At 67.3% G+C, this 12,687-nt stretch carries 13 protein-coding genes; 5 read left to right on the top strand and 8 right to left on the bottom strand.

What is annotated here, in order from left to right; all coding sequences use genetic code 11:
* Nucleotide 1: 1 nt before the first annotated feature.
* From AWC12_RS10690 to AWC12_RS10700, 3 genes are read left to right on the top strand one after another with little or no spacing between them, the layout of a single operon-like run.
* Entirely contained in the window at nt 2–1,435 is a 1,434-nt protein-coding gene (locus AWC12_RS10690) for an FGGY family carbohydrate kinase (protein ID WP_024449628.1), read from the top strand.
* Complete coding sequence (locus AWC12_RS10695) at nt 1,432–2,805, top strand: NAD(P)/FAD-dependent oxidoreductase (protein WP_085174142.1); 1,374 nt, start codon at nt 1,432–1,434, stop codon at nt 2,803–2,805. The genes AWC12_RS10690 and AWC12_RS10695 overlap by 4 nt, the downstream gene beginning before the upstream one ends.
* Complete coding sequence (locus AWC12_RS10700) at nt 2,802–4,046, top strand: NAD(P)/FAD-dependent oxidoreductase (protein ID WP_085174144.1); 1,245 nt, start codon at nt 2,802–2,804, stop codon at nt 4,044–4,046. The genes AWC12_RS10695 and AWC12_RS10700 overlap by 4 nt, the downstream gene beginning before the upstream one ends.
* Nucleotides 4,047–4,132: 86 nt before the next feature.
* Here AWC12_RS10700 and AWC12_RS10705 read toward each other — a convergent pair whose 3' ends face one another.
* Entirely contained in the window at nt 4,133–4,498 is a 366-nt protein-coding gene (locus tag AWC12_RS10705; RefSeq protein WP_024449631.1) for a hypothetical protein, read from the bottom strand.
* Nucleotides 4,499–4,912: 414 nt separating this feature from the next.
* Here AWC12_RS10705 and AWC12_RS10710 point away from each other — a divergent pair, with 414 nt between their 5' ends.
* On the top strand, nt 4,913–5,128 hold the full coding sequence (locus AWC12_RS10710; RefSeq protein WP_234813938.1) for a hypothetical protein: 216 nt from the start codon (nt 4,913–4,915) through the stop codon (nt 5,126–5,128).
* Between the two features lie 5 nt (nt 5,129–5,133).
* Here AWC12_RS10710 and AWC12_RS10715 read toward each other — a convergent pair whose 3' ends face one another.
* The 7 genes from AWC12_RS10715 to AWC12_RS10745 form a co-directional block, all read right to left on the bottom strand.
* Nucleotides 5,134–5,658: a hemerythrin domain-containing protein gene (locus AWC12_RS10715; RefSeq protein ID WP_085174146.1), complete on the bottom strand. Its 525-nt coding sequence runs from the start codon at nt 5,656–5,658 to the stop codon at nt 5,134–5,136.
* A gap of 13 nt (nt 5,659–5,671) precedes the next feature.
* Nucleotides 5,672–6,556, bottom strand: coding sequence for a ferredoxin family protein (locus AWC12_RS10720; RefSeq protein ID WP_085174148.1), 885 nt, complete (start codon nt 6,554–6,556; stop codon nt 5,672–5,674).
* A complete protein-coding gene (locus AWC12_RS10725; RefSeq protein ID WP_024449634.1) occupies nt 6,553–7,776 on the bottom strand; it encodes a cupin domain-containing protein in 1,224 nt (407 codons plus the stop codon). Before AWC12_RS10725 ends, AWC12_RS10720 begins: the two co-directional genes overlap by 4 nt.
* Before the next feature lie 7 nt (nt 7,777–7,783).
* Nucleotides 7,784–7,972, bottom strand: a complete 189-nt coding sequence (locus AWC12_RS10730) for a hypothetical protein (RefSeq protein WP_024449635.1) — start codon at nt 7,970–7,972, stop codon at nt 7,784–7,786.
* A 128-nt stretch (nt 7,973–8,100) separates the two neighbouring features.
* Nucleotides 8,101–9,534, bottom strand: coding sequence for a vWA domain-containing protein (locus AWC12_RS10735; RefSeq protein ID WP_024449636.1), 1,434 nt, complete (start codon nt 9,532–9,534; stop codon nt 8,101–8,103).
* A complete protein-coding gene (locus AWC12_RS10740) occupies nt 9,534–10,409 on the bottom strand; it encodes an AAA family ATPase (RefSeq protein WP_024449637.1) in 876 nt (291 codons plus the stop codon). The genes AWC12_RS10735 and AWC12_RS10740 overlap by 1 nt, the downstream gene beginning before the upstream one ends.
* Before the next feature lie 15 nt (nt 10,410–10,424).
* Nucleotides 10,425–11,672, bottom strand: coding sequence for a glutamate-5-semialdehyde dehydrogenase (locus AWC12_RS10745; RefSeq protein ID WP_024449638.1), 1,248 nt, complete (start codon nt 11,670–11,672; stop codon nt 10,425–10,427).
* Nucleotides 11,673–11,776: 104 nt separating this feature from the next.
* Between AWC12_RS10745 and AWC12_RS10750 the strand changes: the two genes are divergently transcribed.
* Nucleotides 11,777–12,628: a ribokinase gene (locus AWC12_RS10750; protein WP_024449639.1), complete on the top strand. Its 852-nt coding sequence runs from the start codon at nt 11,777–11,779 to the stop codon at nt 12,626–12,628.
* Nucleotides 12,629–12,687: the final 59 nt, after the last annotated feature.

Genomic DNA, 12,687 nt, shown 5'->3' on the forward strand with positions numbered 1-12,687 from the left:
GATGCAGTACATCCTGGCCGTCGACCAGGGCACCTCGGGCACCAAGGCTGTAGTGGTCGACGCCGAGGGACAGGTCGTCGCGACCGCCGAAGTCGCCCTGCGGCCCGACTATCTGGCCGGCGGTGGAGTCGAGCAGGACCCCGAGGCGATGTTCGAGTCCGTCGTCACGGCCGGCCGGCAGGCGCTCGCGCAGGCCGCAGTTCCGGTGGCCGCGGTGGCGCTCGCCAATCAGGGCGAAACCGTCCTGGCGTGGGACCGGACAACCGGCGAGCCCCTTTCACCCGCGATCGTCTGGCAGGACCGGCGAGCTGAGTCGGTCTGCGGCGGGCTCGCCGAGCATGCCGAGGATGTGGCGCGGCGCACCGGTCTGGTGCTCGACCCCTATTTCTCCGCTCCGAAGATGGCGTGGCTTCGCGCCAATCTGACTCGCGACGGAGTGGTGACCACAACGGACACGTGGCTCGTGCACCGAATGTGCGGCGCGTTCGTCACCGATGCATCGACGGCCAGCCGATCTCTGATCGCTGCGCTCGACACCGTGGCCTGGGACGACCAGCTGTTGGCATTGTTCGGACTCCGCGACGAAGCGCTGCCCGACATCGTTGGCAGTGACGAGATTGTCGGTACCACTGATGTTTTCGGCCCTTCACTGCCGGTTGCCGGGCTGATCGTCGACCAACAGGCCGCGTTGCTCGCCGAAAGTTGCCTGACGGCAGGGTCGGCGAAGTGCACCTACGGCACGGGCGCCTTCCTGCTGGCACAGCTGGGTGGGGACCCGGTGCGATCGACATCGGGTCTGACCACGTCGGTGGCCTGGCGCCTGCGCGACGAGACGTCGTACTGCATCGACGGTCAGGTCTACACGGCCGCCTCGGCGGTCCGATGGGCCGTCGATCTCGGCCTGGTCCCCTCCGCAGACCAGATCGACACTGCCGCAGCCGAATCCAGCGAGGGTGTGATCTGCGTTCCCGCACTCGCCGGGCTCGCGGCGCCGTGGTGGGATTCCGGAGCGACGGCGTCGTTCACCGGAATGACGCTGTCCAGTGGACGGGGCAACCTGGTCAGAGCGCTCATCGAGGGCATCGCGGCTCAAGTCACCGCGCTGACCGATCTCGTCGCCGCCGACCTGGGCAGCCCGTTGACGCGATTGCGGGTGGACGGCGGCCTGACGCGCTCGGCTTCGCTGATGCAGGCCCAGGCCGATCTGGCGCAGATCCCCGTCGACGTCTATCCGTCGATGCACGCCACCGCGCTCGGCGCAGCGGCGTGCGCCCGACTGGCGCTCGAACCTGGGACCGCTCCGTGCGACGCGGTGGGGACGTGGTACCCGCAGCACACCTATGAACCCCGATGGTCGGCCGATCGGGCCGCCGAATTCCTTGACCGCTGGCGGCGCGTAGCGGACGACACTGTGGCGCAGGAGGTTTCAGCGTGATATCGGATGTCATCGTGATCGGCGGCGGAATCGTCGGCTGTGCGATCGCGAGGGCACTGGCCGGAACCGAACTCTCGGTCACGCTGGTGGAGGCCCGAATTGATGTCGGCGACGGGACCAGCAAAGCCAATACCGCGTTGCTGCACACCGGATTCGACTCGACTCCGGGCACACTTGAGTCGCGGCTGGTTGCCCGCGGTTATCGCATGCTCAGCGAGTATGCCTCACAGACCGGCATTCCCGTCGAGCACACGGGCGCCATGCTCGTCGCGTGGACCGAAGAGGAGGCCGACGCGCTGCCGCGACTCAAGGAGAAGGCCGAAGCCAACGGATATCACGCATGCACCATCGTGACGTCCGACGAGGTCTATCGCCGCGTGCCCGATCTGGGGCCGGGCGCACTGGGCGGCTTGACGGTGCCCGGAGAATCGATCATCTGCACGTGGACCACGAACCTGGCGTTGGCCACCGACGCCCTCGCGCGCGGCATAGAGCTGCTGCGCGGCACCCGCGTGACAAGCGTCGCTGTGGGGCCCGACGTGACCACATTGCACACCACCGCAGGTGATCTGCAGGGCCGCTGGATCATCAACGCCGCAGGCCTGGGCGCCGACCACCTTGACCAGGAGTTCGGATACCGACGCTTCACCGTGATTCCGCGCCGTGGCGAGCTGCTGGTGTTCGACAAGCTCGCCCGGCCGATGGCGCCGCTGATCGTGCTGGCCGTACCGTCGTCCCGCGGGAAAGGAGTGCTGGTCAGCCCGACCATCTACGGCAATGTCATGGTCGGCCCGACATCGGAGAACCTCGAAGACCGCACGGCCACAGGCACGTCCGAGGACGGCTTCGAGTTCCTCGTGTCGAAGGGCCGCGCTCTGATGCCCACCCTGTTCGACGAGGAGATCACGGCGAGTTACGCGGGGCTGCGCGCCTCCACCGAGCACGACGACTACCTGATCGACCTCGATTTCGAGCAGCGCTACGTCCTCGTGGGCGGGATCCGTTCCACCGGGCTGACTTCGGGCATGGCGATCGCCGAATACGTCACCGGACTTCTTTCCGACGCCGGAGTCGACGTGACCGAACGTGAGGACCTGCCCGCGCCTCCAACGATGCCCAATCTCGGCGAGGCCGGGCTCCGCCCGTATCAGGATTCGAAGCGCATCGACGCCGATCCCGAGTACGGCCGCATCGTCTGCTTCTGTGAGCGCGTCAGCGCGGGCGAGATTCGTGACACCTTCGACTCCCCGATACCGCCCGCCGACCTGGACGGGCTCCGGCGGCGCACCCGCGTGATGAACGGACGATGCCAGGGGTTCTACTGCGGGGCTCACACCCAGGCTCTGCTACAGGCCGGGGTGAGGGCATGAGCGATGTTGCGGTGGCCATCGTCGGCGGCGGACCGTCCGGTCTGACCGCCGCGGCGGCGTTGGCGCCACACGTCTCCGGTGAAGTCCTCGTCCTGGAGCGTGAATCCCAGACCGGCGGCATTCCCCGACACAGCGACCATCCCGGCTACGGGATGCGCGACCTGCACCGCTTCATCTCGGGACCGGCATATGCGCGTCGACTCACGGAATCGGCGGTCGCCGCAGGCGCGACGCTTGAGACCGAGGCGATGGTGACCGGTTGGTCGGGGGAACGCGCCATCCAGGTGACGTCACCTCGCGGGGTCCGCACCGTGACCGCTGATGCCGTCGTATTGGCCACCGGCGCCAGGGAGCGGCCGCGTCCGGCACGGCTCGTCCCCGGTGACCGACCGGAGGGCGTCTACACCACGGGCCAGTTGCAGAACCTGGTGCACCTGCACCACGCGGAGGTGGGCAACCGTGCGGTGATCGTGGGGGCCGAGTTGGTCAGCTGGTCAGCGGTGCTCACCCTGCGCGAAGCCGGATGCGCGACGGTGGCCATGGTCAGCAGCTATCCCCGCGCCGAGGCGTATGCGGCATTTCGCGCGGCGGGCCGCCTGCTGCTGGGCGGGCCTGTGATGACCCGCAGCCGGCTGGTCGGCATTCACGGTAAGCATCGGGTGCAGTCCGTGACCGTCGAAGAGATCGGTTCCGGTCGGCGCCGCGAGATTTCCTGTGACACCGTCGTTTTCACCGGGGACTGGATACCCGACCACGAGCTGTCCCGGACCGCAGGCCTGCAGATGCATCACGCCACCCGCGGGCCAGTCGTGGACACCGCGCTGCGAACGAGCCGTCCGGGGGTATTCGCGGTCGGCAACCTGCTGCACCCGGTGGACACTGCTGACGCGGCGGCGCTCGACGGTCGCCACGTCGCAGCCGGGGTGAAGGCCTGGCTGCGCCACGGAGACCAACTCCCCGCCAGCACGCAGGGTGCGCCGATGCGCGTCGAGGCGCCGCTGCGATGGGTGACACCGCAACTGCTTTCCCCCGACGGCGCGGCGCCCGCGCGTGGCGACCTATTGCTCTGGACCGACGAATACCGCCGGTTCCCCAAGCTTCGCGCCGTACAGGATGGCAGGGTCCTCGCCACCAAGCGCACGCCCTGGCCTGCCGCGCCGGGGCGGATCTACCGCGCCCCATGGTCGTTGGTCGCGGGCGCCGACCCGAAGGGCGGAACTGTCACGCTCACGCTGCTGTGACGAGCAGCGCGAGCTGAGCACGGTTCAACCCGCTTCGGCCGAACCAGCGTCGCGAAGCGGGTTGAACGTTGAGTCTGGCTACCGGATCAGAAGTCGCCGATCGGCGGGCCGACCGGATACTCCCCCTCAAAGGGTGAGGCCTTGGTGCCGACGACCGCCTTGCTGGTGTCGCGCACCTCGGTCGAACTGCTGCCGGTGGCGGAAACCTCGCCGGCATCCCCGAGGCGCGCCTCCGAGATGCCACGGGCCACACCGAAGTCGTTGATCCGGATCACCGCGTTCTGAGAGGCCTGCCTGCTCGTCACCTGCGGGCTGGGAGCGATCTCCTGGATGTCGGCGTTGGCGGTACCCGCGCCCAGTCCCGAGAAAGCTGCTGCCATCACGAACGAACCGAGGCCGACTGCGCCCAGCTTCGTCCCGCTGCGGGCGGGTGCTTTGGCGTGCTTAGCCATGGCTTCCCCTTCGATCAGAAGGACACAAGTGTCCGAGTAATGGATTTTCGGGCATTGCTAGATTAGCAGTGAACGGCGCTACTCGCGCGTCGAACGCGGCCTCGCCATGACGCCGCTTTTTCACGGCTCCATTGCCCTGATGAAGTCCAAATCAGCTGTCAATAAGGACATTTCGAGTAATCAGTGACGTCGGATCGATCTGTCCGAAAGCTGGATAATCCCTGGGAATTGCCTGCTGATCACCTCGGAAAATGGCGTCAATTTGATTTGCTGACTCCCAGGAAATGCCCAGCATTTCTGACAGGAAATACTCAGGTTCGCACCACGCACTGCGAAGCGACCGGGACGGGGGTGATGCACGTAGTTTTGGGCCGGGATCTCGCGCGCGCCCCACGAGGGGTACAACGGTGACATATGAGATATGCGCTCGGTGCCCTCTACCTGGCGGGCTGGATCACCACGACGTTCCTGCTGCTACGCAGCGGCGCGTTCTCAGACCCGAGTCGCCGCAGGCACCGCGCGATCGCCGGGGTCGTCGCCGGGGCCTGCGCGTTAGCCCTGGCCGCGGTGTGGCCGATATCGGGTTGGATATTGCCGTTTCTGCGCGCCGCCATGGATGACGACGGCTGAGGCTCTCAGGAGTGCTCGGCGATGTAGTCGTCCGCGTCCTTATCCCGGTTGTCGACGTTGATCGTCGTCTCCCGCTCGGCATAGAACCGAAGCCACTGCATCGCCAGTTCATGCCGGAGTTCCAGTGAGGCGCTCTTGATGAAGTCCGGCATCGCCTCGCGCTCTTCCTCGTCGAGGTGTTCGCCGTTCTCCTTGCGGGCTTCGAAGACGGCGTCGAACCACTCCTTGGTGCCCGGCTTGTGTTCGCGGGAACGGCGGATCGCGTCGCGGATCGCGTTGTGGTCGGTGATGGCGTCCTCGGTTTCGTCTTCCGGGTCACCCTCGGGATTGCCGCGGTCCTCACTGCCGCCGTGCTTCAGCAGCGCCGGGTAGAACACCGCCTCCTCGGCTTCGGCGTGGACGTCGAGGCGGTCGCCGAGGGCATCCCAGATCGCGGCGAGTTCGGCATCAGACTTTGCGTTGTCCAATAGGAAGAATTGCCGACGAATCCAGTCGTGGTCGGCGTAAACCAAATCGATGATGTCTGCCATCCGAAGAGCCTCCTTAGTCTGACGAGATCGACACCAATTCGAACGTTCGCACCGGGCCTGCAACCGTCGAGCGGCACATCGACAGCAGCGGCTCCGACATCCTCTCCGCGAGGACGACATCGACAGAGCCCGAATCGGTGCGGAGCTGCACGTGGATGTCGTGCTGCCCGTGCTCGACCTTCAGCGGTGACAGCGCGTGGATTCGGTCATCGCCCAGAGATTCGCGCACGAAATACTGGGCGGCCTGCACCGGGTGGGGTAGGCATGTCCGTCCGCGCAAGTACCTGTGGTCCAGCCGACCGTCGAGGTATTTAGCCACCAGACCGGCGGAGTCGGTCGAGTCGACGCGTCCGTAGCACAGGCCCTCGGGCAGGATCAGCATGGTGGCCGCGAAACGGTCGCCGCCCAGATGTGAGCATTCCCAGGTGAATTTGGGGTAGCGGGCCGCGATGGCCGATGCCGCGCTCCGTCCGCGTACGGCGCAGCACTGGTCGTGCCTGCCGTGTGCGCAGACCGCGACCAGCGGGCCGTCGACCGGTTCGCCGTCCGAGCCGTCCAGCGCGATGTCCAGATATCCGCGGGCGTCGTCGACCTCTCCGCCGTAGAGCGCCTCGCTACCCTCCTCGCAGTTCGCGATGAACCATCGCCAGCGAAGCTTCTCCTGCCGGCGCCCCGGCCGACGTATCGCGGTGACCCGCAGGCCGGCGGTTTCGATGCGACGGCAGATGCTGCGTCCGAGGTCGCGGGAAATGATGGAGGGCGAGTCGAGGAACGCCGAGTGACCCCAACCGCCGGACAGTTCGAGCATCGCCCAGGACCGTCCCGCACCGGCCGTGCCGTAAATGGGGTCGTTGCGCGCCAACGACTGATCGCTGCACGGCGTGCGTTTGGGGCTCAACCTTGTGCCGTCCCGTCCCCCGCGGACACCACCACGGCTTCGCGTAACAAGCGGCGAATGAGGACTTCTGAGTCGGCGTGGTCGAGTCCCGGCAGTGACTCGGCGTCCGCGACGAGCCCGCGTTGCAGCGCCTCGAGTGGCGTGGCGCACGACTTCGGGAACGTGATGGCCCGGTCCGGCAGCCGCAGGTGAACCTGCTCGCCGAGGTGCTCGAGCGTGCCAATCAGCCCGTGGCGCCAGCGCACCGGCAGCGAGCCGGCGGCAGCCATCGCGTCGAGAGTGGCCAGAGGCCTGACGGCGACGGGCCTGGTCCGCTCGGCGTGGCGATCGGACAGGTGGGCGGCGGCCTTATCGCTGAGATCGGCAACCCGATCACGTACGGTATCGGCCAGTTGTGCCATGACTTTGCTTGCCGTCGAGGCCATTTCGTCACGATCGGCGGCATCGATGCCCAGGGGCAGAGACTTTCTGAACTCTTCGTCGGCGGTGAGTGTGTCGACGACCGCGCGCACCACGTCGAGGTACGTCAGCGCCGATACGCCGATCGTCATGTGGATCGAGGTGGTGTCCAGCGAGCGGGCGGAGTGCACCCAGCCACGGGGTAGATACAGCGCGTCGCCCGCTTGCAGGACGGTATCGATGGCGGGGGCGTCGCGGATGCGTGCGGTGATGGCGTCGCGGTGTTCGGTCCACGGCTGCGAGTCCAGCGGGTGCTGGTGCACCGGGTCGTGCACCGTCCAGCGCTTCTCGCCCGCGACCTGAAGGACGAACACGTCATGGACGTCGTAATGGGGCTCGAACCCTTGGGCGTCCGGCGGGGTGATGTAGGCGTTGGCCTGCACGGGATGACCGAGGTCGTCGGTGAGGCCCCGCACGAAGTCGATCAGCGGAGGCCACAACCGGTGCAGTCCCTGCAGGACGATCGTTGCACCGGCGGCGAACTCAGCCAAGACCTTCGCCGAATCGACCTGATCAGGCATCTCGGCGCCGAACCCGGCGGGCCCGGTATAGCAGCTGCGGGCCAGCACGTTCCCTGTCTTGGCCATCCTGATGAAGGGAGCGCGCACCCCGCGCTCAGAGATCAGCCCGTCAACCGCACTCGGTGACAGGAGATCGCTGAAGTCGCGGGGTAGCGCGGTGTGGCGACTGAGCAGGGGCTTACAGCCCCAGTATTCGGCGGCGAACACACCGGGCTCAGTCGACACACATCGGCCGAGCATGCCGGCCTCAGGCAGTTCCGTCGGCACCGCCGTCGTGACCCTCGGGGTTCGAGCCGCCATCGGCCGTTCCCTCACCGGAATTCTCAGAGGCGGTTCCGTCGGCGCCGCCGTCGTGACCCTCGGGGTTCGAGCCGCCGTCGGCGGTACCTTCTCCGCCGCCACCTGCTGTGGTCATGTCGTCATCGTCAAGTGCCATCGTGGTTTCCTTTCTCGGGCTGCAATCACGCACCTCGGGTGTTCACCTGCAGACTGCCGCCCAAACGCGCGCGCCGTAGCGAATCGCTACAAATCACCCATGGACCCCGCAGCGGCTGTGTCCGGCACCTAGACGGGCAGCAGCGCGTCGATCACCGTGGCGAGCTGCTTGGCGGAACGGCACTCGTGCATGGTGATCACGTCCTCGTAGCGCGGAACCGCCGAGTCACCGCTGCCCCACAGATGCCTGGGCTCAGGATTGAGCCAGTGCGCGTGCCTGCTCGCGTTGACCATGTGCGCGAGGAGATCTGTCTCGGGGTTGCGGTAATTGTTGCGGCCGTCTCCGAGGACCAGCAGTGAGCTGCGCGGCGACAGCACATTCGGGAACTTGTCGAGGAACGACACAAACGCGTGGCCGTAGTCGGAGTGCCCGTCCCGGGTGTAGACGGCCGCTTCGCGGGTGATGCGCTGCACCGCGACGGCGAGATCGGCGTCCGGGCCGAACAACTCGGTGACCTCATCGGTGGTGTCGATGAACGCGAAGACACGCACCCGGGAGAACTGCTGGCGCAAGGCGTGGACCAGGAGCAGAGTGAAATGGCTGAATCCGGCGACCGACCCCGAGACATCGCACAGCACCACGAGCTCCGGCCTGGCCGGATGCGGCTTTTTGAGCACCACGTCGATCGGCACTCCGCCGGTGGACATCGACTTTCGCAGCGTCTTGCGCAGGTCGATCTCTCCTGATCGGGAACGGCGACGACGCGCAGCCAGCCGCGTGGCCAGCATCCGGGCCAGCGGACCGACCACACGGCGCATCTGACGCAGCTGCTCGCCCGAGGCGCGAAGGAACTCGACGTTCTCGGCGAGCTGCGGCACTCCGTACATCTGGACGTGGTCACGGCCCAGCTGCTCGGCGGTGCGCCGCTTGGTCTCCCCCTCGACCATCTTGCGCAATTGCGCGATCCTCTGAGCAGCAAGGGCTTTGGCGATCTGCTCCTGCGTGGGGGTGGGCTCGTCGCCGTACGGGGCGAGCAGGCCGGCCAGCAACCTACCCTCCAGATCGTCGAGGCTCATCGCCTTCAGCGCCTGATACGACGAGTACGACGGACCCCGGCTGGAGTTGTATCTGCCGTACGCCTCGACGATCTGGGCGATCATCGCCGCCAGGCGCTCGTCGATGTTCGCGAATTCCTGGTTCTCGGTCAGCATCTGCACCAGGGCGCTGCGCAGCGCCTCGATGTCCTCTGGCGGCAGACCCTCGTCGTCGTCATCATCCTCGAGCACCGTCTTCGCGCCGAGTGCGGCAGGAAAGTACAGGTCGAACAGTGCGTCGTACGTCTCGCGATGATCGGGTCGGCGCAACACCGCACATGCCAAACCTTCACGGAGCACTCGGCGATCGGCCAGGCCTAGCGTGGCCATCACCTGGCCGGCGTCAACCGTCTCCGACGGACCCACCGAGATCCCCTGCCCGCGCAGCGCTTCCACGAATTCGACCAGGTGGCCGGGGATTCCGTGTGGGGCCAGCGGCTGTTGCGGGCGGGTACGTCGGGGCGGCATCAGTTGAGCCTCAGCTCCCCGGCGGCCTTGATCTGGTCGGACTGGTGCTTGAGAACCACGCCCAGCGTCGCCGCGATCACTTCGTCGTCGATGGTGTCCATGCCCAGCGCCAGCAGCGTGCGGCCCCAGTCGATGGTCTCGGCGACCGACGGCAGCTTCTTCAACGCCATCCCGCGCATCACGCCGATGATGCGCACCAACTCCTCGGCGAGCCGCTCGGGCAACTCGGGGACCCGCGAGAGCAGGATGCGCCGCTCAAGGTCGGCGTCGGGGAAGTCGATGTGCAGGAACAGGCATCGACGCTTGAGGGCCTCGGAAAGCTCACGTGTCGCGTTGGACGTCAGCACCACCAGCGGTCTGCGCTCCGCGGTGATCGTGCCCAGCTCGGGCACCGTCACCGCGAAATCGCTGAGGACCTCCAGCAGCAGGCCCTCGATCTCGATGTCGGCCTTGTCGGTTTCGTCGATCAGCAACACGGTGGGATCTGTGCGCCGGATCGCGGTGAGCAACGGGCGGGTCAGCAAGAACTCCTCGGAGAAGACGTCGTCTCTCGTCTGGTCCCAGTCGCCGTGCCCGGCCTGGATCCGCAGGATCTGCTTGGCGTGATTCCACTCGTACAGCGCGCGGGCCTCGTCGACTCCCTCATAGCACTGCAACCGGACCAGTCCCGAGCCGGTCGATTGCGCGATGGCGCGGGCCAACTCGGTCTTGCCGACACCCGCGGGCCCCTCCACCAGCAGCGGCTTGCCCAGCCGGTCAGCCAGGAACACCGCGGTCGCGGTGGCGGTGTCTGGCAGATATCCGGTCTCGGCCAACCGGCGCGCGACATCGTCGATGTCGGCGAACAACGGCTCCGTGGGTGCGGGAACGGTCAAGATTTCTCCTCGGGCTCAGGCCGGTCGGGTGTGGCCGTCGCCCCACACGATCCACTTGGTCGATGTCAGTTCCGGGAGACCCATGGGGCCTCGGGCATGCAGCTTCTGGGTGGAGATCCCAATCTCGGCGCCGAAGCCGAACTGCTCGCCGTCGGTAAACGCGGTGGACGCGTTCACCATCACCGCGGCGGCGTCCACCCGCTCGGTGAAACGTTGCGCGGCAGCGTGGTTCGTCGTCACGATGGCTTCGGTGTGGCCCGTGCCGTACTCGTTGATGTGAGCGATCGCGGCGTCGATGCCGTCGACGACCGCGAGTGCGATGTCCATCGACAGGAACTCGGCACGCAGCTCGTCCTCCGACGGATCGGTGTGCACGGTCACCCCCGCCGCCTGCAGAGCGCCGGCCAATCTGGGCACCGCGACGTCGGCGATGGCGGCGTCGATCAGCAGCGACTCGGCGGCGTTGCAGACGCTGGGTCGGCGCGTCTTCGCGTTGAGCAGGATGCTCTCGGCCATGTCGAGGTCAGCTGACTCATGAACGTAGACATGACAATTGCCGACACCCGTCTCGATGGTCGGCACCTGCGCATCGCGCACGACGGCGTCGATCAGACCGGCGCCCCCGCGCGGAATCACCACGTCGACGAGCCCGCGCGCCTGGATCAGATGAGTGACGCTGGACCGGTCCTCGCTGGGGAGTAACTGAACCGCATCGACGTCGAGCCCCTCGGTGGCCAGCGCGGCGCGCAGGGCATTGACCAGTGCGGCGTTCGAGTTCGCGGCAGATGAACTTCCGCGCAGCAGAACGGCATTGCCCGACTTGAGCGTCAGCCCGAAGGCGTCGACGGTGACGTTGGGCCGGCCCTCGTAGACGATGCCGATCACACCCAGCGGTACACGCTGCTGGCGCAGCTGCAGCCCGTTGGGCAGAGTGCGACCCCGCAGCACCTCGCCGATGGGGTCGGGAAGCCCGGCCACCTGTCGCAGGCCGTCTGCAATGCCCTCGACCCGGGTCGGGTTCAGCGCGAGGCGGTCGAGCATCGCCGCGGGGGTTCCCGCGGCGCGGGCGACGTCGAGGTCGGCCGCGTTGGCTTCCAGGACGGCGCGGGTGTTCATCAGGATGTGGTCGGCGGCGGTGCGCAGCGCACGATTCTTGGAGTCGGTGCTCAGGGTGGCCAGGGTGCGGGCGGCCGCGCGCGCACGGCGTGCGGCGTCGTGGACCTGTTCGCGCAAGTCAGGGACGGACGGGGCCTGGACACTCATCCGGCCAGCGTATCGAACACGGTCGATTCGTTCGACACGTGTCTAGCGCCGCTGTCTGCTCCTCGCTCAAGCGCTCCTCGCGCCACCCACTAGGTTGAAGGCTTATGGCAACGCGCCTCTGCGTGGTGGGCAGTGTCAATGCCGATCTCACGTTCACCGTGGACGCGCTGCCGCGGCCCGGTGAGACCGTGCTCGCGTCCTCTCTGCTGCCGTCGCCCGGCGGCAAGGGCGGCAACCAGGCGGTGGCAGCCGCCCGCGCCGGCGCGACCGTCGAACTCGTGGCGGCTCTGGGTACTGACGGTGCGGCCGCACAGTTGCGCGGACATCTGCAAGCCAACGGCGTCGGTTTGAAGGGGATCGCCACGATTCCTGGTCCCAGCGGATCCGCGGCGATACTCGTCGACGCGCAGGCCGAGAACTGCATCGTGGTGGCGCCGGGCGCCAACGGGCATTTGAGCTTGAGCTCCCCGGTCACTCAAGCGGTGGTCGCCGACAGCGAGGTGGTGCTCGTATCGCTGGAGATACCGCTGGACACCGCCGTCGCCGCGGCACGAATCGCGCGGTCCTCGGGAGCGGTGTCCATCCTCAACGCCTCGCCCGCGCCGCACGACCCCACTGAACTGGCACAGCTGTTCGACGTCGTCGTCGTCAACGAGGACGAGGCAGCGCCGTGGACCGACCGGCCGGTGCCCCATCTGGTCATCACGCGAGGCTCCCAAGGAGCCAGATACGTCGGCCAGCAGCGCCTCGACATCGCCTCGCCCGCGGTCGAAGCCGTGGACACCACAGGTGCGGGCGACGTGTTCGCCGGCGTGTTGGCAGCCAGCTGGCCCGAGGGTGTGGAGCATGCGCTGGCCCGCGCCTGCGCGGCGGGCGCGTTGGCGACGCTGGTCCACGGAGCCGGTGACTGTGCGCCTTACAGTGAGGCCATCGAGGACGTCATGGGAGCGTCCTGAGGCCGACGGGAGAACCGCAGGATGACCACCGCCCCCCGCCCCGCAGTACCGTCTCCCCC

Source organism: Mycolicibacterium iranicum (assembly GCF_002101705.1).
Classification (GTDB): Bacteria; Actinomycetota; Actinomycetes; order Mycobacteriales; family Mycobacteriaceae; genus Mycobacterium; species Mycobacterium iranicum.